The sequence below is a fragment of the Candidatus Venteria ishoeyi genome, from assembly GCF_030378065.1.
Classification (GTDB): Bacteria; Pseudomonadota; Gammaproteobacteria; order Beggiatoales; family Beggiatoaceae; genus Venteria; species Venteria ishoeyi.
This window is the reverse complement of the sequence record NZ_JAUCGJ010000064.1, coordinates 1-22,849: the sequence shown is the minus strand read 5'-3', so window position 1 is coordinate 22,849 and position 22,849 is coordinate 1. Positions and strand designations below refer to the sequence as shown.

Here is a 22,849-nt window from a genome sequence, read left to right as displayed (position 1 = left end):
GGATTTGGTCAGATTTCTCCCTTATTTTCGTTAAATATACCCAATATTCGCCTCAAATAATGAAAAAATCTGCCTCAAACCAGCCTTCCCTCGCTACGGCCTCTGTTCTCGGACAGCCTCCTAGGAGACTGTCTGAGAAACACCCTTGATTTTATGTTTTCATAAAAGCCCTTATCTTGATAATCCGAGCTAACGAATTCGCTATAATAAAGTTTTGTACCTGATAAGGAAAAAACACATGCGTATTTTATCTTTGCTCTATTTCAGTTTTTGTTTGCTCCCCAGTTTAAGTCAGGCTGCCAGCATTGGTGGCAATTTACCCGGCAATAGCGAACTTTCGATTCGTGCTGTGATCTTAAATCCTTTGGATCAAGGTGCCAGTGTTGATAATTTTGATCTGCAATGGCAGGAAACTCAGCGTTCATCCACATCGGGCGGTGACTTTGTGATTGCGGGTTACTTTTATGCCAGTTCAAGCCAAGTCAGTTGGGGATCAGATGCCAATCCTGAAGTTTATGTCAAAATCTGGTTTGGCAGTAATAACATACTTAACCTTAATTTTTTCCATGTCGGGGTTTTTGATATAGAACTCAGCAGTACTTACAATGGTGCTTCGCCAACGATTGAAGGTGGTAAAAGTGGTAACACAAAAGTTATCAGCATAGGGGAAGCCAGTTGGCGTTATATGCGTCATGATTATGTAATGGGTACTGATGACAACATGGCAAGTAGCGGTGGCTGCTCTGATTTATCCGGTACTTGGAAATTTCCTACAGTGCGTATGGAAGAAAGCTGTAGTGGTATCGCCATTGAAATCCCTATGACTGTTGGTATTACTCAGGATGCTTGCATGATTACGCATTTATCCATTGAAAGTTCTGGTGAAGCTGATGACAGCGATGTTGCCATTGAAGTGGTGGGTAATCATGCCAAGGGATACGCTGAAAATGACAGTACTAATGCAGAAAATGGTGAGGTTGAATTTACTTTATTATTTGATAATCAACTTGAAATGGCGTTGGAAGGCTTTACGGATAGCACCAACCAATGCAAAATTAATTTAATGGGAGCGGGTACTAAGGAGTGAGGATGAAATAAATACAGAAACTGGGCGCAGGATTTTTATTCATTTTCAAGGCATGAAAACAGGCGCATAGCAAGTTATGTAATGGTTTTCACAACGTAGAAAATGGAGAAAAAGAGCAGCCAAGTTGCTGAAGTTATAAAATTCTCACTCCTAAATAACCAGAGACTCGACCTATTATTAAAAAAGCATTACGATATAGCGTTATAACCTGGGTTTGATATAAATAAAAGGCAAGATAATGCTTAGTAGGCCCATAATTTGCTTGATTATAGTATCTTTTTTGCTTGAGTTTGATATTGATAACTTAAGCTTTTTGCGCATTCTGCACAAAAGGGATATAAGCTAACGGGCCTTCATCAAATTTAGGTTAATTTGTCACCAAAGGAGAAAATTATAATATGAAAACACATCATATAAGCCATGCCTGTTTTTTTATCATGGCATTGCTGATGCAACCACTATGGGCGTCAGATACTGAGCGTGACCTGGTAAAAGAAGACTCAGATACTGAGCGTGGCCTGGTAAAAGAAGCCGATGAAGTACTGATTAATATTGCAGAATCGGTTATCAAAATTCCGATTGCAGAAGGTGTCAGCGTTGAAGATGCAATTGACTCAATGAAGCTCAAAGCCAATGCCTTAAACATGAAATTTGCAGGTCATCAACAACTTTCAAAGCAGTATAAATCTATTGGTATGAAAGATATTCAACGCACTGAAATATTTCAGTTTTGTGATGTGCGTATTGCTAAAAAAATGTTAGATTTTGATATTCATTTTCTGGCCTATATGCCTTGCCGTGTTGGCGTGATTGAAGATAAAAAAGGTCAGGTGTGGTTGATTACCATGAATCTGAATGTGTTTATTACTTCTGTGGATTTGCCACCAGAATTAATCAAAATTGCAACAGAAGTCCGCGATAATATGGAAATTATCATGGAAGCCGGAGCCAACGGGGATTTGTGATTAATCACCAGCGATTTTGGTTGTTTTGGAACACGGATGAAATAACGTGATTAGCGTTAAAAGCAGCCAAAATCGAATTCAGACCCGCAATAACTGAGTAAATCTCTAAAAACTAATCCCATTTATTGACAAGCTTTATTTCATAAATGGTGGCAATACAAAAGCGCAGTGATGCATTGCCGCATCATAATAACGGGTATCAAAACCTTTATTTTGCGCATCTAATTCCCGAAAATCCACTTTAGCATTACGATAAGCCAGGGTTGCTGACCACCAGCCAGAAGGATAGACCGGTTGCGGGAAGTGTAAGGTGCGCACGGTTGCAAAACCTGCACTGGACATGGCATGATGCATGGGTTGGATAATTGACTCCAGATGTAATAAAGGCGACTCACTTTGTTGCACCAGAATCCCGTCACTGGCTAACACGCGCAGACATTCCTGATAAAATGGCTGCTGAAACAAACCTTCCGCCGGGCCGATTGGATCGGTGCTGTCAACAATAATAATATCCACACTGCCAGCGTCTGCCTGCTGCATCCATTGTATACCGTCTGCAAACAGCAGTTTGGCGCGTGGATCGTGATTGGCTTGGCACAATTCAGGAAAATACAACTCAGACAACCGGGTTACGCGCTCATCAATATCAATCTGGGTGACTTGTTGTATTGCCGGGTGTTTTAACACCTCTTGCAAGGTACCGCAATCACCACCGCCAATAATCACCACTTTGCGTGGATGCGGATGACTGAAAATTACGGGGTGCGACATCATTTCATGATACAAAAAATTATCGCGAGTTGATAACATCACAAAACCATCAATAACCATCAGATTGCCAAAGGTTTCTGTCGCATAAATATCGATGGTTTGATAGGGGGTTTGTTCACTGTGCAGTTTTTCTTTGGTATGCAGAGAAAAACCAATACCGGTTTCAGTGCTGGCTTCAGTAAACCAATTGCGATGATCAGGCAGCATTTTAATTCCTTAGAATAAAGATAACTCAGATTTTTGCATTTTAACGCAAAGATGCGCATTGATTGTTATAATTCCGCCCGAATTCGATTTTAAACGCAGTGAGATTTCGTGAATAAACCAAACACCGCCCACACCCCGATGATGCAGCAATATCTGCGCATCAAAGCAGAATACCCGGATATTTTATTGTTTTATCGCATGGGTGATTTTTACGAACTGTTTTTTGATGATGCGCAAAAAGCCGCGCGTTTATTAGACATCACGCTCACCGCGCGCGGTAAAAGCAACGGCGATCCCATTCCGATGGCGGGTGTGCCGTTTCATGCAGTGGAAAATTATCTGGTGCGTCTGGTCAGACAAGGGGTATCGGTCGCCATTTGTGAACAAATTGGTGATCCCGCAACCAGCAAAGGCCCGGTGGAACGTCAGGTGACGCGGGTTATCACCCCTGGCACATTGACGGATGAAGCTTTGTTGCAGGAACGCCACGATAATCTGCTGGCGGCAGTGGCTGTGGAAAAAGACACTTTCGCCCTGGCCTATCTGGATTTAAGCAGCGGGCGTTTCACTTTGCAGGAAAGCCAGACTTACGCAGTGCTGGAAGCGGAGCTGGCGCGTCTGCGTCCAGCGGAATTGCTTATCAGTGAAGACAGCCCGTTGCTGAATCAACTGGAAAATGCTTTGGAAACCGGGCAAGTCAATCGTCAGCCACCCTGGTATTTTGACAAGGAAACTGCACTGCGTTTGCTTACCCGTCAATTCCAGGTGCAAGACCTCAGCGGTTTTGGGGTGGTCGATATGGATACTGCCGTTGCCGCTGCCGGTTGTCTGTTGCAATATGCCCAGGATACCCAGAAAGCCAGCTTGCCGCATTTGCAAGGTTTAAGGGTGGAAAATCATCAGGACAGTTTATTTCTTGATCCTATCAGCCGCCGCAATCTGGAACTGGACAGCACCCTCTCCGGCGTGAGCGGACACAGTCTTGCCGATGTCATGGATCACTGCGCCACGGCGATGGGTAGTCGTTTGTTTCGGCGCTGGCTGCACAGGCCATTGCGTAATCATGAAACATTACAGCAACGTCTGAACAGTATAGATTGGTTACAGCAAGGCCAACGCTTTGAGGATATACATCAACAATTGCGCCAAATCGGTGATATAGAGCGGATTCTTGCGCGCGTGGGCTTGAGAACCGTGCGTCCGCGTGATTTGGTGCAGTTACGTCAGGCATTAAACAGCCTGCCGGATTTACAACAAGCCTTACAAGATTGCGAGGTTTTACGTTTACAGACCCTGGCACGGCAGATTGGTGAATTTCCTGAACTGACAGATACCTTAACCCGTGCCATACTGGAAACGCCTGCGGTATTAATTCGTGATGGTGGCGTGATTGCACCGGGCTATGACGCGGAACTGGATGAGTTGCAGCAGTTGTCTGAAAATGCCGGACAATATCTGATTGATCTGGAAAGCCGCGAGCGAGAGCGCACGGGTCTGGTGAACCTCAAAGTAGGTTTTAACCGGGTACATGGTTATTTTATTGAACTCAGCCGCAGTCAGGCGGATAAAGCCCCTGCCGATTACCAACGTCGCCAAACCCTGAAAAATACCGAGCGTTATATCACGCCGGAACTGAAAAAATTTGAAGATAAGGTGCTTAGCGCCAAAGAGCGCGCCTTAAGCCGGGAAAAATGGCTCTATGAACAATTGCTGGAGCACTTGATACAACATCTGGCAGCTTTACAAAATACTGCCAGCGGCCTGGCGGAACTGGATGTATTAAGCAATCTGGCAGAACGTGGCGACAGCCTGAATTTCCAGCCGCCACAGTTTAATAACAAACCCGGCATCAGCATTACCCAGGGTCGTCACCCGGTGGTGGAACACATCAGTGATACACCTTTTACGCCCAATGACGTGCGTCTGGACAGCCAGCGCCGCATGTTGATTATTACCGGGGCGAATATGGCGGGTAAATCTGTGTTTATGCGCCAGACCGCCCTGATTGTATTATTGGCGCATATTGGCAGCCCGGTACCGGCAGCGCAGGCGGAAATTGGCTTGGTAGACAGGATTTTTACCCGTATCGGTGCCAGTGATGATCTCGCTGGCGGACGCTCAACATTTATGGTAGAAATGACGGAAACCGCCAATATTCTGCACAATGCCACGGCTCAGAGTCTGGTGCTGATGGATGAGGTGGGGCGTGGCACCAGCACGTTTGATGGTCTCTCACTGGCTTGGGCCTGTGCTGAGCAACTGGCTAATAAAATTCATGCTTTTACCTTGTTTGCCACCCATTATTTTGAACTCACACGCCTGCCGGAAAATCTGCCGGGAGTTGCCAATGTGCATTTAGAAGCGGTTGAGCAAAATCACAAACTCTTATTTATGCATCAGATTAAACCTGGCCCTGCCAGCCAAAGCTACGGCTTGCAAGTCGCTTTGCTTGCAGGCGTGCCAAAAAACGTGGTGCAACAGGCGAAAAAACATTTGCAACAACTGGAACAGCAACAACAAGACAGTTTTAAACCACAACAGGCTGATTTATTTTTGCAGCCACAGGAAAACTCAATACCAGAACCTGAAGTGGAGCCACAGGCTGCCGTTAATGATGTTTTACATGAGGCTTTGGCAGCCATTAACCCTGATGAACTCAGTCCACGGCAGGCATTAGAGGCCTTATATCAGTTGAAAGCCAAGGTAGAGGCTTAGGACTGACAATCAATGATTGCAAATATGTGTGAACCTTATAGAATCATCTCATAATTAATAATACAGGCAAGGAATATTCTCAATGAAAAATTATCAACAAGCTTTTTTAGAATTTGCAATTCAACAACAAGTCTTACGTTTTGGACAATTCACCCTGAAATCCGGGCGTCATAGTCCATATTTTTTTAATGCGGGTTTATTTAACAGCGGTTTAGCCCTGGCAAAATTGGGACAGTTTTATGCCAGCGCAATTCAGGACAGTGGCCTGGATGTTGATTTATTATTTGGCCCGGCCTATAAAGGTATTCCTCTGGTTTCAGCCACGGCCATTGCCTTGGCCAATAACCATGATCGCGATTTGCCTTATTGTTTTAACCGCAAAGAAATCAAAAACCATGGGGAAGGTGGGCAACTTGTTGGCGCGCCGCTGGCGGGCAAGGTGTTATTAGTTGATGATGTGATTACCGCAGGTACGGCGGTACGTGAAGCCTTGGCAATTATTCGCGCCAATGGTGCCGAGCCGGTAGGGGTACTGATTGCGCTGGACAGGCAGGAACGTGGTCAGGGCAGCTTATCAACTTTGCAGGAACTGGAACAGGAGCAGGGTCTGAAGGTTATCAGTATTGTTGGGCTGAAAGATATTGTGACATACCTGGAAACGCAAAATGCGTTACAAAATCATCTGGAAGCAATTCGGGTATACCGGGAAAGTTATGGCGTATGAGTTTAGTCTTGCATGCGCCAGCAGACTTTCTGCCCACGAATGAGTTTCAGCCACAATTGCAACAAACGCTGCAAGCTCTCAATTTATTAGGGGAAGCGGCTCATTACCAGGGGCGTGAAATTTTTTATCCCGGCACCGCCTTTGACCGCCTGCTTACCTTTTTGGGTTGTGCACCGTGCATAGAAACCCAAATGCCAGAAGTCGGGCAATCAGATACTAACTTTTATTATCTGGAATTATTTTGTGACACCACGCAGTTACATTTTCTCGGTGGTGAAAAAGTGCGCGATCCACATTGCCAGCATTGCCGGAGCGCCGTGGCTGCCAACGCCTTGTTACAGCAATGGTCGATAAGCCAGGAAACCGGCATTTATACCTGCCCCAACTGCCAACAAGCCTATCGTCCCTGGACTTTAAACTGGCGTAAATGTGCGGGTTTTTCCCGTGCTGCGCTGATTGTGCATGGTGTGTTTGAAGGCGAAGCCAGACCTTCTGATGCCTTATTGGACAGCTTAAATACAGTTTCTGCGCAACGCTGGAAATATTTTTATCAATTATCACAATGAGCCACCCTATTCCTCTGTCATTGTATATCCATATTCCCTGGTGCGTGCATAAATGCCCGTATTGTGATTTTAATTCTCATGCAGTTAATGAAACATTGCCGGAAGCCGCTTATGTACAGGCACTATTAGCTGATTTGGCATTGGATGCCGCTTTATTGCAAGGCCGGGAAATTCAAAGTATTTTTATGGGTGGCGGCACTCCGAGTATTTTCTCGCCAGACAGCATTAAAACCTTAATCCAGGGGGTTCGCGCTCGCGCCCCCTTGGCTGAAAATTGTGAAATCACCATGGAAGCCAACCCCGGCACCGTGGACAATGCGCGTTTTCACGGCTTTCGGGAAGCCGGAGTCAATCGTTTATCTTTGGGTATTCAAAGTTTTCATGATGTCGCTTTAGACAAATTAGGACGCATTCATGATGCAGCAACCGCGATTCGCGCAATAGAAAGCGCGAAATCGGCAGGTTTTCAGAATTTTAATCTGGATTTGATGTTTGGTTTGCCGGGACAAAATTTAGAGGCTGCATTAGAAGATTTGCAAACAGCACTCAGTTTTTCGCCGCCCCACTTGTCCTGGTATCAACTCACCCTGGAACCCAATACCGCATTTTATCATCAACCACCGCCAGCATTGCCAGAAGATGATGTCTTATGGGACATACAGCTTGCCGGACAACAGTTACTGAGTGATGCGGGATTGTGTCAATATGAAATATCCGCTTATAGTCAGATGGGGAAAAATTGTAGCCATAACCTTAATTACTGGCTGTTTGGGGATTATCTGGGCATAGGCGCAGGTGCACATGGCAAAATCAGTTTATTTTCCGCAGATGATAATGCACCAGCTTTAACTCAGATTTACCGCTACAATCGCCTGCGTCATCCCCGGCAATATCTGAAAAGCACCCCCGAACAGCGCATTAAACGCAACCCTGCACTTAAGCCAGAAGAATTACCAATAGAATTTATGATGAATGCTTTGCGTTTATCCGGTGGCTTTCAAGAATCTCTGTGGCAGATGCGCACGGGGCAAAGTTTACCAATGATTGCGCCACTATTACGGGAGAACCAAGCGCGTGGCTGGCTACAATGGCACAATGGAATGATTCAGGCAACACCCGCAGGATTCCAGTTTCTTAACGAATTACTGGAAAGTTTTATTATTGATGACTATGCTATATTTTTATAAGAAGTATTTGCCACAATACTATTTTGAGTATTTTGGTAAACACTTTTCCATCCTGCGGGGGGCCATCAAATGCTTGAGCAAAATTGTCATCAACATAGTGATTATGGTTTGGAAAACCACGGATTGGAGAATTTAAATGAAGTTTTCTGGAACTTAAATACTGCGGCTTTATATGAAAAAATCCTTAATCGTCATGAAGGCACGCTTTCTCACCTCGGTCCTATCGTGGTACGTACAGGTCATCATACCGGGCGCTCTGCCAATGATAAATTTATTGTCGAAGAAGACAGCAGCAAAGATGTTATCTGGTGGGGAAAGATTAACCGACCTCTCAGTGAAGCCCATTTTGAAAACCTGCACCAGGGTATGCTCAACCACCTCCAGACGCAGGACTTGTATGTACAGGACTGTTTTGCTGGTGCCGATCCAGCGCACCGTTTGCCAGTGCGCATTATCACGCAATATGGCTGGCACAGTCTGTTTGCGCGTAATATGTTTTTGCAGGCTACGGCGGAAGCATTAAAAAAACATGTGCCAGCATTTACCGTGATTGATGCGCCGCGTTTTCACGCTTCGCCGAGTATGGATGGTACAAACTCTGAAACTTTTATTGTGGTTAATTTTAAAAAGAAAATGATATTGATTGGCGGTAGCAGTTATGCCGGAGAAATCAAAAAATCCATTTTCAGCGTAATGAATTACCTGTTACCCAGTAAAAACGTGCTACCGATGCACTGTTCAGCAAATATCGGCGCAGGTGGACGCTGCGCTTTATTTTTTGGTCTGAGCGGCACTGGTAAAACCACCTTGTCCGCAGATGCTTCCCGTGCTTTAATCGGTGATGATGAACACGGTTGGGGTGCGCATGGCATTTTTAATTTTGAAGGTGGCTGTTATGCCAAACTCATTCATCTCAGCCCGGAAGCAGAACCAGAAATTTTTGGCACCACCCAACGTTTTGGCACTATTTTGGAAAATGTCGCCATTGATGCCAAAACCCGTCATATTGACCTGGATGATGATACGTTTACCGAAAATACACGCGGCTCTTATCACATTAGCGCCATCCCCAATGTCCAGAAAAATGGCATGGGTGATCATCCAAAAGAAGTATTGTTTCTTTCCGCTGATGCGTTTGGTGTCCTGCCACCCATTGCCAGGCTCAGCAAAGCACAGGCAATGTACCATTTCATTTCCGGTTACACCGCAAGAGTTGCCGGTACGGAACGCGGTGTCAGCGAGCCTTCACCGGTATTCAGCGCCTGTTATGGCGCGCCGTTTATGCCCTTGCATCCCATGCGTTATGCTGAACTGCTGGGCAATAAACTGGATGAACACCATTCCTGTGTGTGGTTGATTAATACCGGTTGGACAGGTGGCCCCTATGGTGTAGGGCAGCGCATGTCAATTGCGCATACGCGTGCAATGGTTAATGCTGCTTTAGATGGTAAGCTTGATGATGTTGCAATGGAAACCGAGCCATTTTTTGGTCTGCAAATACCCCGGCATTGCCCCGGTGTGCCGAATGAAGTGCTTAATCCCCGTAATACCTGGTCGCATCCTGAAGAATATGATGTACAGGCAAAAAAATTAGCCACGATGTTTGCAGAAAATTTTCATATTTTTGCAGACCATGTTACCGAAGCGGTGCGTAATGCCGGGCCTGGTTAACCCGCTTTTGTTTTCCAATATAAAATATTCCGACCGGGTTTTCAACACCCGGTCGGCTTTTTTAGTCAATGGGTATTATAATGTTCTAATAATCTTAATAAGGGTTTATCGCCTATGAATATAAAAATGAATAACAAACAAAAACATGAGCAGATTTATGGAAATTGAACAACTGGAAATTTATGATTTTTTATGTCAGTGTCAGCCACTGGATAAATTAATTACGCAGGAAGGGCAGGATAAAGAAGCACCCACCTCACAGATACATCAAATTGTTGAAGCGATGGAAATTCGTTATGTGCGCCGAGGGGATGAAGTATTGCATATCGGTCAAAAAAACCCCTGGCTGTACCTGATTCGCAGTGGTGCAATTGAAGTTTCAGACAGCAGCGGTGAAATTACCGGGCGTTTCACGGAAGGTGACTGGGTGGGCTATCGCTCTATTTTACGTGGTGGCACGGTGAGTCTTTCTGCAACCGCCTTAGAAGACTGTTTGTTGTACCAGTTGCCCGCCAGCTTATTTATCGATTTGGTGGAACACTATCCGCCGATTCGCGATTGGTTTGCCAAACACAAACCCGTGCGCTTGCGCAGCGCCTTAAAAGACTTACACCATTCAGAAAGCAATACGTTGATTATCCGCCATGTGCGGGAATTACTCAATCAACCACTGGTGCAGGTCACTGAACAGGCTTCTATACAGGATACTGCTTGTAAAATGATGGATGCCCAGGTTTCTGCTGTCTTGGTAACTCATCAGGACAAGCTTTCCGGCATTGTTACTGATCGGGATTTCTGTACCCGCGCAATCGCGGCGGGCATAGATACCCAGCGCCCGATTATGGAGATTATGACGCCTGACCCCCAGCCGATTGATGCGGATGCACGCGGTGCAGAAGCCTTGTTACAAATGACCCGTATGCAAATTCAACATTTGCCAGTGCTTGCGCAAGGTAAACCCATAGGCATTTTAAATGCGGGGGATTTGATTCGCGACCAAAGCCATAATACGGTTTTGTATCTGACGCAGGAAGTGCAGCGTGCCAGCACGATTGAAACCTTAAAAACCTTAAGTCAGCAGTTGCCAGAAACATTGTGTCAATTGGTGGAAAGTAGTCTGCCCGCAGCAGATATTGCTTACACCATCAGCAATATTGGTGAGGCGATTAGCCGTCGCTTGCTGTTGCTGGTCGAGTCTGAATTAGGCACGCCCCCCGTGCCTTATGCCTGGATTGCCGCAGGTTCCCTGGCGCGGCGGGAGCAAACTGCGCATTCTGATCAGGATAATGGTTTGATACTCAGTGATGATTATGATGCCGCCCTGCATGGTGCATATTTTAAACAACTGAGTGAAAAAGTATGTGATGGCCTGGATGCTTGTGGTTATATTTATTGCCCAGGGGAAGTGATGGCCATGACAGAAAAATGGCGACAACCCTTAGCAGTCTGGCGTTCCTATTTTCAACAATGGATACAGCACCCCGAACCCAAGGCATTGATGTATTCCAGCATCTTTTTTGATTTACGCTGTTTGCACGGTGAATCCTATTTATTGGAAAAATTACAAAAGGAAATACTGGAACAAACCCGCGATAATAGTATTTTTCTGGCGTATATGGCAGCCAATGCCGTGCAGCACCGCCCCCCTTTGGGATTTTTCCGCAACTTTGTACTGGATAAACACGATACTCAGGATAAAGCTTTGGATATGAAGAAAAAAGGGGTAACACCCGTGATTGATTTAGCGCGGGTGTATGCCTTATCTGTGGGCAGTACCGCCTTATCCACTCAAGAACGTCTGATTGCTGCACATGAAGCCACCCAGCTCAGTGACAGTGGCAAAGATGATTTATTGGATGCTTTTGAGTTTATTGCAACGGTACGTCTGCGTTATCAGGCGGCACAAATTCGCCGTGGGGAAAAACCGGATCATTTTGTACCACCGGAACATCTGTCTTCCCTGGAAAAACGCCATTTGAAAGATGCATTTGAGATTGTGCGCACCTTACAAAGCGCCTTGGAACAACGTTATCAGACCGGCAGGTTTGCCTGAGCGAATACATCATCACGCTTGTATTTTTAGAAAACCTTCCAGGTTTTTAAAACCTGGAAGGTCTTCTGAAAATACACATGCCATTTTTATACAGAGCTAACAGCCTAAATCATTGTCGACACCATCGTGGTAATATTTTATTTAAACGGGATTTAATCTGACAAAACCAACGTTGCTGTTGACTGTCAAACCTTAAAAAAACCCGCTGCCTGGAATCTGGTAGTGGTAAACTGATGCGTTGTTGACTTGGCTCAATCTGAAATCCAGATAAGTCATGCGTGATAATACGATTATTAAGTGCAGCTAATTTATCAGGAAATGTACCGGTATGCGCATAATAGGCTTCCAGTGGTACTTGCAAACCACTAAGACGGCTGAGTGTCCGGTTGATTTGCTGGCGCTGGAGAAAGTCCTGGTATTGCTGGCTGCTACCTAAAGACTGACCATTTAACTGGAATTGCCCCTGCTCCAGGCTGAAATTAAGTACATAATGCTCGCCACTATCTTGTAAATAACCTTGTGTTTGTAACCAGTCTAGCTGTTGTTCAATCAGACTTTCTTCAGGAAAACGGTTATGCAACAAGGCTTGCAGCACATCGGTACTCACTTGTATATGGAGTTTGCCTTGCAGTGCCGATAACCCGTTTAAGCTGCCAGAAAATGGTTTAGACAGTGAGTGAATAAGCTTTTCCCAAGGTTCCTGATTTTCTGCCTTCCATCGTGCTTCCCATCGTACCTCCAGTTGTAATGTGATTTCACCTTCCGGGACAGTTGCTTGCATTTCCAGGTTTAAGAGTTTTGTTTGTTTAAGCAACCACGTTAGATTCTGAATACCATTTTCAATTGTGAGAGCAGAGAAGTTAAAGGGGCTGAGTTGTAGCTGAAGCTGGAAAATTGGGTTCAGTGCTGACCACTGCGCTGTAAATGGTGAAATCAAGTGTTCAAATTGAATGTGGAGCTGATAGTCTTGGGTCTCATGCCGTTGCAACTGTAAGTGCAGTGCCTGCCATTGCCAGTTATTACCTGTGCTGTCCTGTATTTTAATAGCCCCGGTTTGCCATTGCAGGCTGGTTAACTGGCGTTTTGTATCAAGCGTGCCTTGGGCAATACTTGGATCCATATTGAACCAACCATGCCGTAGTGAAGCAAAACGCAATGCTTGCGTATTTATTTGCCAATGCCAGCCTTGCTGTGCGGGTGATTGTGCCTGGATAACACCACTTAATCCTCCCCATTGTATACGTCCTAACCCGAATAGTTCATTATCCAGATTGTGGGCAAGTGCAGGTATTTGTAACCACACGCGATCTTGCTGTTGCTTGCCGATTTGGGTTTTGATATTAAGGACAACAAAGGATAAGGGGTATGGCAGGGCGTATTGGCGCTGTTGTTGATAAAGTTTTTGTTTTGGCATACGCAATTCATTACTGAGCGTCTGCCATAATGTTGCCAGTTTTTCACTATTTGGCTGTGCTTTAGCTGGCATTGCTGGCTTATCAGTGGGCGTTTGCCGGATACTTGCATCGGGACGGGGCAAGGCTGCAACCTGTAAGGCTGGAATGATGGGTTTTAATACTGCGGGAATTTGGAATAAATACCATAAACTGGCAAATAAGCCAGCAGCAATAAATAATAAAATAAAAGCACTGCCCTGCAATAAATTCCTGTTATTACTGGCTCTATGCTTCATTTTCAGCGCGCATACCGATTCCAGTTTTGTGGGTTCAATTGCAAGCCGGTCGGTGCGCTGGGTTCAGTTCGCCGATTATCATGCAGATAGCGACGATAGGCTTTTAAGTCACCATTGAGACTGGCATCTTTAATCACAACGGGGCGCAGAAAAATGACCAGTTCACTTTTAACAAAATTATCATCACGATGACGGAATAAGTCGCCCACCACCGGTAAATTGGATAAGACAGGTACATTATCACTGTCATGGGAAATCACATCCTGCATCAAGCCGCCCAGTACCGCGATATTGCCGCTATTCACTTTCAAAATAGATTCAATTTCACGCACTTGCACAATTGGTACCCGACTGGTGATATTAGCCAGCGCCAGCGCGGGATTGGGATCATTAACAAAGTTAATAATGCGGGAAACGGTAGGCCGCACATTTAATATCACCGCGCCTTCCTGACTGATTTGGGGTGTAATACTCATAATCACGCCTTCAGGTACGGTATGAATCTCGGTTTCATAGGTGGTACGCCCCAGCGAGCTATCGGTGGCATCGGTTTGCTCGACATTGACCCGGAAAAAAACCTGATTATCCACAACTTTTAAGATAGCAGTTTGATTGTTTAATGCCATGATTTTAGGGCTGGATAAGACTTTGGCATTACCAAATTGTTCCAGTAATTTCACGGTGGCGCTGATATTACCCAGCGAACTGTTCGGGTTGGTATAGCGCAGTATATAAGCAGGTGTGTCCGCAATATTAGCCCCAATCATGGATTGGATATAGCTGAAATTACCCGAGATACGCTGCCAGTCTATGCCTGCCTGATATTGATCGCTGAGCTTGACCTCAACGATGGTCGCTTCAATTAAGACTTGTCTTTGCACACTTTGCAAAACATTTTTGAGAAAATCTTCAATTTCTTCATGTTGGTGGCGGGTGGCGCGAATGGTAACGATACCGCTTTCTGGATTAACAATTACACTGCTCTGGATATCATCAATCGTTTTACTTTTGCTGTCAGCGGTTACTTCTGTCTTTTCAACATTCTGTTGCGCTTCCTGTTGGTGGCTTTCCACGACCTGTTTTTCAGTTTTTAAGATAGCCTGGATATTCTGGGTTAAGGTATCCCAAAACCTGTTTTTTGATACATTACTGATACGGGTTTCAGAGTTATTATTGGATTGTCCACCTGAACCAGCGCCTTCATCAAAACTGCCGGATGTCACCACTTGCGTGGAAATACTAACATCACTTTCGCTGCTGCGTTGCAGGTTCACATAATCGACTCTATAGGTTTGAATATAAGGCAGGTCTTTACGGATAATAATATCGTTATTTTTAATGTCATAACGTAAATCCAGCACTTGTCGGGCAATACGTTCTAAAATTTGCTCCAATGTTTGATCAATGGCATTAATCGTGACATAACCTTCAATGGCTGGATCAATTTCAATATTACGTTTGGCATCACGCGCTAAAGCAAACAACAAACTTTTAATTGGAATTCTGTCCACCACCAATGTGTAACGCTCAGGTTCTGCAACTGGTGCGGGTGGCGGCAAGTAGGGTGCGCTTTGTACCAGCGGAGGAATGTCAGTATTTTCCTCCAGCACAGGCAAAACCCCCTTATCCAAGTGTCCAGGAGAGGGTTTTGGAGGCTGCGGCGCGCAGGCACTGAGCAGACTGGCGCAGCATAACAGCAAAAAAACTGTACGAAAATTCATCATAGTCTGAATTAAACGCAAAAAACTTACCAGTCCAGGAAGTTTTCCAGCAGCTTCAAACCCACATGTTGACTTTTTTCGGGGTGAAATTGCACGGCAAAAACATTATCTTTAGCAATGGCTGAGGTGAAGCCTTGTGGATAAGGTGTCGTTGCTGCAACAAATTCACTGTTTTCCAGGCTGGCATAATAACTATGCACAAAATAAAACCGACTGTTGTCCGGGATATCCTGCCATAGCGGGTGATCGTGATTGTTATGCCTGACCTGATTCCAACCCATATGGGGAATTTTTAAATGTTCTCCGGTGTTTGGATCTTCTAAATCGCGTTTAAAGTGACGCACCGTACCCGCCAGATAATCAAAACCTGCGGTGCCACCACTTTCTTCGCTATCAGTGAGCAGTGTTTGTAAGCCCAGGCAAATACCAAAAAAAGGTTTACTCTCAAGGCTTAAGCGTATCCCTTCGTCTAAGCCCGTGGTTTTTAATAAATGCATACAATTGCCGATAGCACCTTGACCGGGGAAAACCACCTTGTCAGCAGCCATAACCGCATCAGCTTCGCTGCTGATTTGTACTTTCCAGTTTTTGCCTGCGACATGTTCACAGGCGCGGCTGACGGAATGCAGGTTACTCATGCCATAATCAATCACTGCGAGTGTTTTCATGTTACAAACTTCCTTTTGTCGAGGGCATCATGCCCTGCATGCGGGGATCAGGACTCAGCGCCATACGCAGTGCGCGACCAAATGCTTTAAAAACAGTTTCGATAATATGATGTGCGTTGCGCCCACGTAAGCTGTCAATATGCAATGTGACCTGTGCATGATTGACAAAGCCCTGAAAAAATTCAGAAAACAGATCAACGTCAAATTGACCAATGTGAGAACGCGGGAAATCTACGTGAAATTCCAATCCGGGACGTCCGGAAAAATCGATAACCACACGCGACAGGGCTTCATCTAAAGGCACATAGGCATGACCATAACGGCAAATACCGGTTTTATCGCCAACGGCTTGTTTAAAAGCCTGACCTAAACTGATGCCAATATCTTCCACCGTATGATGATCATCAATCTGCGTATCCCCTTGCGCCTGGATATCCAAATCAATTAAACCATGCCTCGCAATCTGATCCAGCATATGATCTAAAAAAGCTACACCACTATTGAGTTGAGCTTGACCTGTGCCGTCCAGATTAATATTGACTTTAATCTGGGTTTCCAGCGTATCACGTTGTATGCTTGCGCAACGCTGTGTCATCATGACTTTCCTTTATCTTCCATGTGAATTAATGTTTTGATGTAAGCTTCATCCTGTCGTCCAATCTTGTTGGCCCCCAGCATCTGCCTGTAGGTTGCAGAAAAAGGCAATACCGGGATACAAACCAAAGTTGCCAGCACGGTTAGCATGACCGCAACCAGATAACGGCTTGCATCATCGAGTTTATCAGGTTGCGCCAAGCCCAGATAAGTCGGAATTTGGGTATCTTTGAGCATTTCAAATAAAACAGGATACCACTCAGGAATAAAATAGGCCGCAATCGCAGTACTTAATGCAACACCGACAATGACCAAATCAGATAACAGACTGATAAAGAAAAATAATAAAAAAATACCTGCAAAAACAATAAAAGCGAGTAATAAAGGAGAGTCCATGAGATTACCTTACGTCGGGTTCAGGTTTAATGACTTATTTTAACTTAAATAATCTCAGTTCGATATAAGCCTTTCTGCATTTCTGACATGATTTTTGGCAGGCTGCTCATCAGGCTGTGATCATCTTGCAGTGGAAAAAAGTCAACCCAGGGGCGTTTTGTAACAAAATCCTGGCTGTCATGCAGTGGAATGACTTCATCAAAAACACCATGAAATAATAAGGTCGGTAGGGGGCGTTGCAGATTTTGATCGGTGTAAGCCAACATATTCTCAAGAAATTGATAGTGCAATTTACAATCCTGTTGACGACTATAGTGCTGCACCGTCAGCCAACCCTGCTCCTGCCATTGCTGGTAAGCTTCAGGTCTGAGTTGGCGCTTGGCATTAGCCACAAAGTTCAGCGCCGGTGCCAATAACACCAAACGCTGCACTTGAGGTAAATATTCTGCCAGCCACAATGCCGTTAAGCCCCCTAAACTGGAGCCAATAATTGTTACCTGTTCTTGCTGTTTCAGTAAATGGGATAATTGCTGGATTTGTCTGCTTAAGGTCAGACTGAAAAAATCAGGCCAGTTTAAGTCTGGAATTTGCAGGGGAATATTGTGAAGGGCAAAGCTGTCCAGAAAATATTGTGCTTTTGCTGATTGTGGAGAAGAACCCCAGCCATGCAAATAAACATATTTCATGGCAGATAATGCACATGGCTGTATAGCGTATCATCTGACCATTCAACGATACGATAAGCTGGCATACGATGCTCAATGGCAAAGTCCTCAGTGCGGGTATCTATCTGTATGGTGGTTGATGGTGTGATATAAATAACCTTGCCATCACGTACCAGCGTTCTTTCGGTATGATAATGACCACAAAAAATATGAGAAATATTTGTTTGTGCACGGAGCACCTGCCAGGTTTCCTGGGAATTGCGCAGACCGTGAGAAGCATCCATAAACTGACATAAAGCGGGTAATGGTGGGTGATGAACAAATAGCAGGCATTCCTGATCTGCGTGTAACTGACATTGCTGTTGCAGCCAGTCTAATTGAATTTTAGAAACACGGTAAGGACCACTATCCAAAAATAACAGGGGACGATTTTTCAGAATTTTTTTATAAAAATAGGCATTTTCCTGAATATCGGCTTCCGGTAGGGAAAAAGCGGTCTGCATATGACTTAAAACATCATGATTTCCGGTCATGATGACATAAGGTAGCAAACTCTTATCCAGTTGCTCACGCAACCAGGCATACGCTTTCGGCTCTCCACGCTCTTGCGCCAGGTCACCAGAAACCACCAGTAAATCCAGTTCCTCTGACATGTCTTGCAGGTGCTGTAAGACCCTTAAAAAATGTGCCTGAGCATTAATATTATGTACAGGTTTAGGGGTAGGGCCAACATGTACATCGGTCATTTGTACAATACGCAGAAAATTTGACATAAAGATTCAGCTTATTCTTAATTCAAAGTGTTTATTCATGACAAACACAAGGGAAACGTTGATGTGATAAACAAGGAAATTGATGACGTAATTGCCGTTGTTTTTCACTATCGATTTCCGCTGTAATTATCATTTCAGTTTTTTGGCGCATATCATCATGCGTTAATCGTGCCAGCACCTGTCCCCAGGGATCAATGATCATGGAGTGCCCGTAAGTCTCCTGGCCTTGTGGGTGATGACCGCCCTGATTGGCTGCAATCACATAAGCCAGATTTTCCAGCGCACGGGCTTTTAATAAAGTTTCCCAATGTGCTTCCCCTGTTGTCAAGGTAAATGCAGCAGGCACTATAAAATATTTTGCACCCCTTTGCATCAGGCATCGGAATAACTCAGGAAAACGTAAATCATAACAGATTGCAAGCCCGATTTTACCAAACGGACTGTCAAATACGCAAAGCTGCTGACCGGCTTCAATGCTACGTGATTCCTGGTAGGCATTTTGTGATGCAGGTTGCATTTGATAATCAGTATCAGTAGGTAGCTGTACATCAAATAAGTGTAATTTATCATAACGCGCCACTTGTCTGCCCTGCGCATCAAATACCAGGCAGGCACTGCGATATTTACCGGACACACTGGCGGTTAAAGGTATCGTACCCCCCACTACCCAGATATGATGTTGCTGCGCCTGTTGCGATAAAAAATCCTGTAATGGGGTTTTTATTGTTGTTTGTAATTTTGTCGTTTTTGCTGGCTCAATAATTGCTGAAATTGCCTTATCAGATTGTGTCATCAAAGCAAAGTTTTCCGGTAATACACAGAGCTTTGCGCCTTGTTGCGCTGCTTTTTGAATTAAACACGCGGCGGTTTTAAGATTAAGGTCAAGATTTTCTCCAGAGCACATCTGGATGGCAGCCATTTTTAACATTGCTTTAATCCTATTTACTGACTTAATGACCATTAATCTGTCAAAAAATGCCATTGAAGCGATTTAATATGCTAAAAGCTTTGAGGCAAAATTAAGATAGTTTAAAACCTTATTAAACTAAATACCTGCGTTTGTGTGGATATTTTAGTGGTATAGATGCAACTTTCAGTTGTTATTTTACAGCAAAATAGTAAAATTGTGTTCTAAACGGCAATCCATTTCTGAGTTTTACGGGATTTCATCAACCTGAAACAATTATCCTGAATTAAACAGGAACTAAGAATGACGTTTCAATTTTATTTATAGCTTCAATCTTCGAGGAGTAATTTATGGCTAAACAATATAAACGTAATGCTGTACTGGCTGCTGCCATCAGTGGTGTACTGGCTTTCGGCGCAAGCGCAGTATCCGCGCTTGACCTGAAAATGTCTGCAGACACTGCCATGCTGAAAGCTGGTGACAGTACCATGCTGAAAGTATGGCTGGAAGATGCAACAGGTACTATGGTTTCAGCAGGTGCTGATACAATAGTTAATATTGCCAGTAGCGATACGAGTGTCATTGATGCTCTGTCCTTTATCATGGCGGCAGGTGAAACGTCCACCACCACCTCAGTTGTCGGCAGCAGTGCAGGTCAGACTGATATGACAGCCTCCACCACCACACTGAACGCTGCTGCAGTGCCATTAGCAGTTGTTGCTGATTATCTGCCTGGCGCTACCCCCGCCGGTACTACTACAACCTTCCTGGGTGGTGTTTCCAAAAATGGTGGCAGCTACGATAATCCTCAAACAGCCACTGGCACCGATAGTTTAGACATCCTGGTTACCGTCAATCCAGGTACTGAAGATCAAGGCAAACAAGCTAAACTGGTCAATGTTGTTTACTTTTATGACGCTCCAGGTAACTACTTGTCATTCGGAGGCCCTTACTGGACATGGGAACTAACTGCTAATGGCTTCGCAACCTGGGATTGGGAAAACGATGCAGCATTGAACGGTTATGCTAACGTAACACTGGGTAGCAGCCATTCCAATAATCTGTATAACGGTAAATTAGAAGGTATGGAAGGTACTTATCTATTCTTTAATGGCTATGAGACAGCTGATGGTACATTAGTTTACACCAACCCTCTGGGTACTGTGGGCTTAACCGTTGACTAAGCTGAAATAACAATTTTAATTGTTATCTAAGTGGTAAAAAAGCCCCTCTTATCTTTTCTGATAAGAGGGGCTTTTTTAATACAAGCTGGGTTTGGTGTAAGTTTCATTCATCGCTTATGGCGCTGAAAACTGCCTCCATCTCATGCTTAGTTATTGATAGCATGTGCTAGATTTCAACCTTTTCAATAAAAAATCTTACGTCAAGTTTAGGTTAATATAGGAAATATTTGATTTTCTGCTTACCCGCTGCGTGATTCTGATTAACCTGTGCTAAAAATAACTCTGCTGTTGCAATCGCATCTTCCAGCGCATGATGGGCATGATAACGCGGTAAACCATAATGTTGACGCAGATTAAATAAACGCAATTGCGCGGCTTTCCAGGTTTTTTGCTGATGTTGCAGGCGCTTTTGTTCCAGTTTTAAGGTATCGATTATACGCATGGGCAAGGAATGACCATAACACTGACGACAGGCCGCATTAAGAAACTGTTGTTCAATTTGAGCATGATGTGCTATCAACACCCGGCCTTTGAGTTGCGCTAACAATAGCGCTAACAAGGCTTCCAAATCCATACCCTGCTGCATTTGGCTGTCACTGATTTGATGGATTGCAGCACTGGCAGCGGGTACTTGTCCGCGAATCCGGCAGACATGATGTCTGGCCTGCGCTAATATCACCCGTTCATGCTTGATTAAGATATAACCGGCACTGAGAATCTCATCACGTTGTGGGTTCAAACCTGTTGTTTCAAAATCTAATACCAGAAATTCAGTGTCTGCCAGCGACTGTTGTGGATCTGGCAGGGGTGTTTGCAAATAATCTGCCAGTGCATTATCAACAAGCTTTTGTTGTAAGTAGTGATGCTGCCAGGTTACTGGCAATAGGGAAAACCAGTCCATATATTACCCTTGTTGTTCCGGTTGCATGGCTTCACGCAAGCCTTCACCTAACAGGTTAAAAGCCAGTACCACCACCAAAATAGTAAAGCCCGGGATAAAAAATAACCAGGGGGCATCAAAAATAAAGGCTTTGCCGTCGGATAAAATATTACCCCAGGTCGCATCAGGCGGTTGTACGCCAAATCCCAGAAAGCTCAGCGCAGATTCCGTCAAAATTGCACCGGCAACACTGATAACTGCGGTCACCATAACCGGGGTCAGGGCATTGGGGAACATATGTAAAAAAATAATACGCCATTCCGGTAAACCCACCGCTTGTGTTGCACGAATAAAATCACGTTGTTTCAAACTTAAAAATTCAGCGCGCACAAAACGCGCGGTACCCATCCAACTGGTCAGGCCAATGACAATCATAATGTTATAAATATTCGGTGGCAACAAAGCAACCACGGTCAGAATCAGGAAAAAGCTGGGGAAACACAGCATGACATCGGTAAAACGCATAATCAAACCATCCAGCGAAATAAAACCCCAGCGCGTATCGTGATAATAACCCGCCAGCCCACCTAATAATACACCAACCAAAGTAGCAATACCCACGGCAATAAAACCAATGGATAGAGAAACAAAAGAGCCTTGTAACATGCGGGCAAAAACATCACGTCCCAGCTCATCCGTGCCCAAAAAATATATTCCAAATGGTGGGCGTTCCGCCATTGCTAATTGGGTTGAAGCCGTCGTCATCGGCGCTCTAAACTTATCAACCAAACGTACAGTGGCGGGATCAAATATTTGGCTCCATTCCGTCAACGCTTTGCCGGCAAATGCGGTCATTGATAACAAAATCAATAAAATCAGTCCCAGCATTGCCAGGTGATCGTGTTTTAATCGTGACCAGAAGTTTTGCATAGGTGTTGTTTTTTTGTGGGTTTATCTGTTTCGGGCGGCTCGGGTACGGGATCATAGCCGCCCTCATGCCAGGGATGACAACGCCCCAAGCGTTTTAAACCCATCCCAAGGCCTTTCCAGATGCCATATTTTTCTATGGCTTCCTGCATATAACTGGAGCAAGAAGGGTGGTAACGGCAATTATTGCCCAGAAAGGGGCTGATGATATAACTGTAGAATTTAATCAACAGGATAAATAGTTTTTTCATGTTAAACCTGAATTTAATATAAGCTTCATTCATCCACTTCGTTTGTATTCTCCCAACAGGTTGCGCACTAATTCATTGCTGCGCAGGGTGATGTAATACAAAGTTACCGTTGAACTCGCGAAAACCCATAACCAGAATGGTTTACCTGCAATCAACCAGGTCGTCTCATCAGCATGTAATAGTTTGCTGTCGAGTAATTCTTTGACCATCTGGTTTTCTATAGGGTCGACTGCTCGTCCACCTTCAT

General features: G+C 44.6%; 22 protein-coding genes. 9 read left to right on the top strand and 13 right to left on the bottom strand.

The genetic code is table 11. The annotated features are described in order from the left end of the window. Nucleotides 1-238: 238 nt before the first annotated feature. On the top strand, nt 239-1,087 hold the full coding sequence (locus QUF61_RS16475) for a hypothetical protein (protein WP_289682686.1): 849 nt from the start codon (nt 239-241) through the stop codon (nt 1,085-1,087). A gap of 398 nt (nt 1,088-1,485) precedes the next feature. Next, nucleotides 1,486-2,052 carry a DUF302 domain-containing protein gene (locus tag QUF61_RS16470; RefSeq protein WP_289682685.1) on the top strand — a complete coding sequence of 189 codons (567 nt, stop codon included), beginning with the start codon at nt 1,486-1,488 and terminating at the stop codon, nt 2,050-2,052. A gap of 135 nt (nt 2,053-2,187) precedes the next feature. Here QUF61_RS16470 and speE read toward each other — a convergent pair whose 3' ends face one another. Then, complete coding sequence (gene speE, locus QUF61_RS16465) at nt 2,188-3,030, bottom strand: polyamine aminopropyltransferase (protein WP_289682684.1); 843 nt, start codon at nt 3,028-3,030, stop codon at nt 2,188-2,190. A gap of 138 nt (nt 3,031-3,168) precedes the next feature. Between speE and mutS the strand changes: the two genes are divergently transcribed. The 6 genes from mutS to QUF61_RS16435 all read left to right on the top strand — a co-directional run bounded on the left by mutS (nt 3,169) and on the right by QUF61_RS16435 (nt 11,946). Further along, a complete protein-coding gene (gene mutS / locus QUF61_RS16460; protein WP_289682690.1) occupies nt 3,169-5,745 on the top strand; it encodes a DNA mismatch repair protein MutS in 2,577 nt (858 codons plus the stop codon). Between the two features lie 82 nt (nt 5,746-5,827). Beyond that, entirely contained in the window at nt 5,828-6,469 is a 642-nt protein-coding gene (gene pyrE, locus QUF61_RS16455; protein WP_103919655.1) for an orotate phosphoribosyltransferase, read from the top strand. Continuing rightward, nucleotides 6,466-7,035 carry a hypothetical protein gene (locus QUF61_RS16450; protein WP_289682682.1) on the top strand — a complete coding sequence of 190 codons (570 nt, stop codon included), beginning with the start codon at nt 6,466-6,468 and terminating at the stop codon, nt 7,033-7,035. The genes pyrE and QUF61_RS16450 overlap by 4 nt, the downstream gene beginning before the upstream one ends. Beyond that, complete coding sequence (hemW, locus tag QUF61_RS16445; protein WP_289682680.1) at nt 7,032-8,222, top strand: radical SAM family heme chaperone HemW; 1,191 nt, start codon at nt 7,032-7,034, stop codon at nt 8,220-8,222. Before QUF61_RS16450 ends, hemW begins: the two co-directional genes overlap by 4 nt. Nucleotides 8,223-8,291: 69 nt before the next feature. Continuing rightward, nucleotides 8,292-9,893: a phosphoenolpyruvate carboxykinase (ATP) gene (pckA, locus tag QUF61_RS16440; RefSeq protein WP_289682679.1), complete on the top strand. Its 1,602-nt coding sequence runs from the start codon at nt 8,292-8,294 to the stop codon at nt 9,891-9,893. 157 nt (nt 9,894-10,050) lie between these two features. Continuing rightward, entirely contained in the window at nt 10,051-11,946 is a 1,896-nt protein-coding gene (locus QUF61_RS16435) for a putative nucleotidyltransferase substrate binding domain-containing protein (RefSeq protein WP_289682678.1), read from the top strand. 109 nt (nt 11,947-12,055) lie between these two features. On the opposite strand, the gene QUF61_RS16430 is transcribed toward QUF61_RS16435, so the two are convergent. From QUF61_RS16430 to QUF61_RS16395, 8 genes are read right to left on the bottom strand one after another with little or no spacing between them, the layout of a single operon-like run. After that, nucleotides 12,056-13,636 (bottom strand): DUF945 family protein, encoded by a 1,581-nt coding sequence (locus tag QUF61_RS16430; protein WP_289682677.1) that lies wholly within the window; start codon nt 13,634-13,636, stop codon nt 12,056-12,058. Between the two features lie 2 nt (nt 13,637-13,638). Beyond that, nucleotides 13,639-15,378, bottom strand: a complete 1,740-nt coding sequence (locus QUF61_RS16425) for a pilus (MSHA type) biogenesis protein MshL (RefSeq protein WP_289682675.1) — start codon at nt 15,376-15,378, stop codon at nt 13,639-13,641. 5 nt (nt 15,379-15,383) lie between these two features. Next, nucleotides 15,384-16,025, bottom strand: coding sequence for an imidazole glycerol phosphate synthase subunit HisH (gene hisH / locus QUF61_RS16420; RefSeq protein ID WP_289682674.1), 642 nt, complete (start codon nt 16,023-16,025; stop codon nt 15,384-15,386). 1 nt (nt 16,026) lies between these two features. Then, nucleotides 16,027-16,620: an imidazoleglycerol-phosphate dehydratase HisB gene (gene hisB, locus QUF61_RS16415; protein WP_289682688.1), complete on the bottom strand. Its 594-nt coding sequence runs from the start codon at nt 16,618-16,620 to the stop codon at nt 16,027-16,029. Then, the gene (locus QUF61_RS16410; protein ID WP_289682673.1) at nt 16,620-17,015 is read right to left on the bottom strand and encodes a hypothetical protein; all 396 of its coding nucleotides are present in this window, start codon (nt 17,013-17,015) and stop codon (nt 16,620-16,622) included. Before QUF61_RS16410 ends, hisB begins: the two co-directional genes overlap by 1 nt. Nucleotides 17,016-17,059: 44 nt before the next feature. Beyond that, nucleotides 17,060-17,701 carry a YqiA/YcfP family alpha/beta fold hydrolase gene (locus tag QUF61_RS16405; RefSeq protein WP_289682671.1) on the bottom strand — a complete coding sequence of 214 codons (642 nt, stop codon included), beginning with the start codon at nt 17,699-17,701 and terminating at the stop codon, nt 17,060-17,062. Beyond that, a complete protein-coding gene (locus QUF61_RS16400) occupies nt 17,698-18,453 on the bottom strand; it encodes a metallophosphoesterase (RefSeq protein WP_289682669.1) in 756 nt (251 codons plus the stop codon). The genes QUF61_RS16405 and QUF61_RS16400 overlap by 4 nt, the downstream gene beginning before the upstream one ends. Nucleotides 18,454-18,484: 31 nt before the next feature. Next, nucleotides 18,485-19,381, bottom strand: coding sequence for a carbon-nitrogen hydrolase family protein (locus tag QUF61_RS16395; RefSeq protein ID WP_289682667.1), 897 nt, complete (start codon nt 19,379-19,381; stop codon nt 18,485-18,487). A 329-nt stretch (nt 19,382-19,710) separates the two neighbouring features. Here QUF61_RS16395 and QUF61_RS16390 point away from each other — a divergent pair, with 329 nt between their 5' ends. Continuing rightward, complete coding sequence (locus QUF61_RS16390) at nt 19,711-20,544, top strand: hypothetical protein (protein WP_289682665.1); 834 nt, start codon at nt 19,711-19,713, stop codon at nt 20,542-20,544. Nucleotides 20,545-20,755: 211 nt separating this feature from the next. Here QUF61_RS16390 and QUF61_RS16385 read toward each other — a convergent pair whose 3' ends face one another. From QUF61_RS16385 to QUF61_RS16370, 4 genes are all read right to left on the bottom strand, one after another. After that, the gene (locus QUF61_RS16385; RefSeq protein ID WP_289682663.1) at nt 20,756-21,445 is read right to left on the bottom strand and encodes an exonuclease domain-containing protein; all 690 of its coding nucleotides are present in this window, start codon (nt 21,443-21,445) and stop codon (nt 20,756-20,758) included. A gap of 3 nt (nt 21,446-21,448) precedes the next feature. Beyond that, nucleotides 21,449-22,354, bottom strand: coding sequence for an ABC transporter permease (locus tag QUF61_RS16380; RefSeq protein WP_289682661.1), 906 nt, complete (start codon nt 22,352-22,354; stop codon nt 21,449-21,451). Next, entirely contained in the window at nt 22,330-22,602 is a 273-nt protein-coding gene (gene yidD, locus QUF61_RS16375; protein WP_103920132.1) for a membrane protein insertion efficiency factor YidD, read from the bottom strand. The genes QUF61_RS16380 and yidD overlap by 25 nt, the downstream gene beginning before the upstream one ends. A gap of 29 nt (nt 22,603-22,631) precedes the next feature. Further along, the coding region (locus tag QUF61_RS16370; RefSeq protein WP_289682660.1) for an IS66 family transposase at nt 22,632-22,849 on the bottom strand (218 nt) is incomplete at its 5' end.

What these genes read in the sequence shown, in the direction of transcription:
- QUF61_RS16475 (WP_289682686.1), top strand. Translation starts at nt 239, where the DNA reads ATGCGTATTTTATCTTTGCTCTATTTCAGTTTTTGTTTGCTCCCCAGT.
- QUF61_RS16470 (WP_289682685.1), top strand. Translation starts at nt 1,486, where the DNA reads ATGAAAACACATCATATAAGCCATGCCTGTTTTTTTATCATGGCATTG.
- speE (WP_289682684.1), bottom strand. Translation starts at nt 3,030, where the DNA reads ATGCTGCCTGATCATCGCAATTGGTTTACTGAAGCCAGCACTGAAACC.
- mutS (WP_289682690.1), top strand. Translation starts at nt 3,169, where the DNA reads ATGATGCAGCAATATCTGCGCATCAAAGCAGAATACCCGGATATTTTA.
- pyrE (WP_103919655.1), top strand. Translation starts at nt 5,828, where the DNA reads ATGAAAAATTATCAACAAGCTTTTTTAGAATTTGCAATTCAACAACAA.
- QUF61_RS16450 (WP_289682682.1), top strand. Translation starts at nt 6,466, where the DNA reads ATGAGTTTAGTCTTGCATGCGCCAGCAGACTTTCTGCCCACGAATGAG.
- hemW (WP_289682680.1), top strand. Translation starts at nt 7,032, where the DNA reads ATGAGCCACCCTATTCCTCTGTCATTGTATATCCATATTCCCTGGTGC.
- pckA (WP_289682679.1), top strand. Translation starts at nt 8,292, where the DNA reads ATGCTTGAGCAAAATTGTCATCAACATAGTGATTATGGTTTGGAAAAC.
- QUF61_RS16435 (WP_289682678.1), top strand. Translation starts at nt 10,051, where the DNA reads ATGGAAATTGAACAACTGGAAATTTATGATTTTTTATGTCAGTGTCAG.
- QUF61_RS16430 (WP_289682677.1), bottom strand. Translation starts at nt 13,636, where the DNA reads ATGAAGCATAGAGCCAGTAATAACAGGAATTTATTGCAGGGCAGTGCT.
- hisH (WP_289682674.1), bottom strand. Translation starts at nt 16,025, where the DNA reads ATGAAAACACTCGCAGTGATTGATTATGGCATGAGTAACCTGCATTCC.
- hisB (WP_289682688.1), bottom strand. Translation starts at nt 16,620, where the DNA reads ATGACACAGCGTTGCGCAAGCATACAACGTGATACGCTGGAAACCCAG.
- QUF61_RS16410 (WP_289682673.1), bottom strand. Translation starts at nt 17,015, where the DNA reads ATGGACTCTCCTTTATTACTCGCTTTTATTGTTTTTGCAGGTATTTTT.
- QUF61_RS16405 (WP_289682671.1), bottom strand. Translation starts at nt 17,701, where the DNA reads ATGAAATATGTTTATTTGCATGGCTGGGGTTCTTCTCCACAATCAGCA.
- QUF61_RS16400 (WP_289682669.1), bottom strand. Translation starts at nt 18,453, where the DNA reads ATGTCAAATTTTCTGCGTATTGTACAAATGACCGATGTACATGTTGGC.
- QUF61_RS16395 (WP_289682667.1), bottom strand. Translation starts at nt 19,381, where the DNA reads ATGTTAAAAATGGCTGCCATCCAGATGTGCTCTGGAGAAAATCTTGAC.
- QUF61_RS16390 (WP_289682665.1), top strand. Translation starts at nt 19,711, where the DNA reads ATGGCTAAACAATATAAACGTAATGCTGTACTGGCTGCTGCCATCAGT.
- QUF61_RS16385 (WP_289682663.1), bottom strand. Translation starts at nt 21,445, where the DNA reads ATGGACTGGTTTTCCCTATTGCCAGTAACCTGGCAGCATCACTACTTA.
- QUF61_RS16380 (WP_289682661.1), bottom strand. Translation starts at nt 22,354, where the DNA reads ATGCAAAACTTCTGGTCACGATTAAAACACGATCACCTGGCAATGCTG.
- yidD (WP_103920132.1), bottom strand. Translation starts at nt 22,602, where the DNA reads ATGAAAAAACTATTTATCCTGTTGATTAAATTCTACAGTTATATCATC.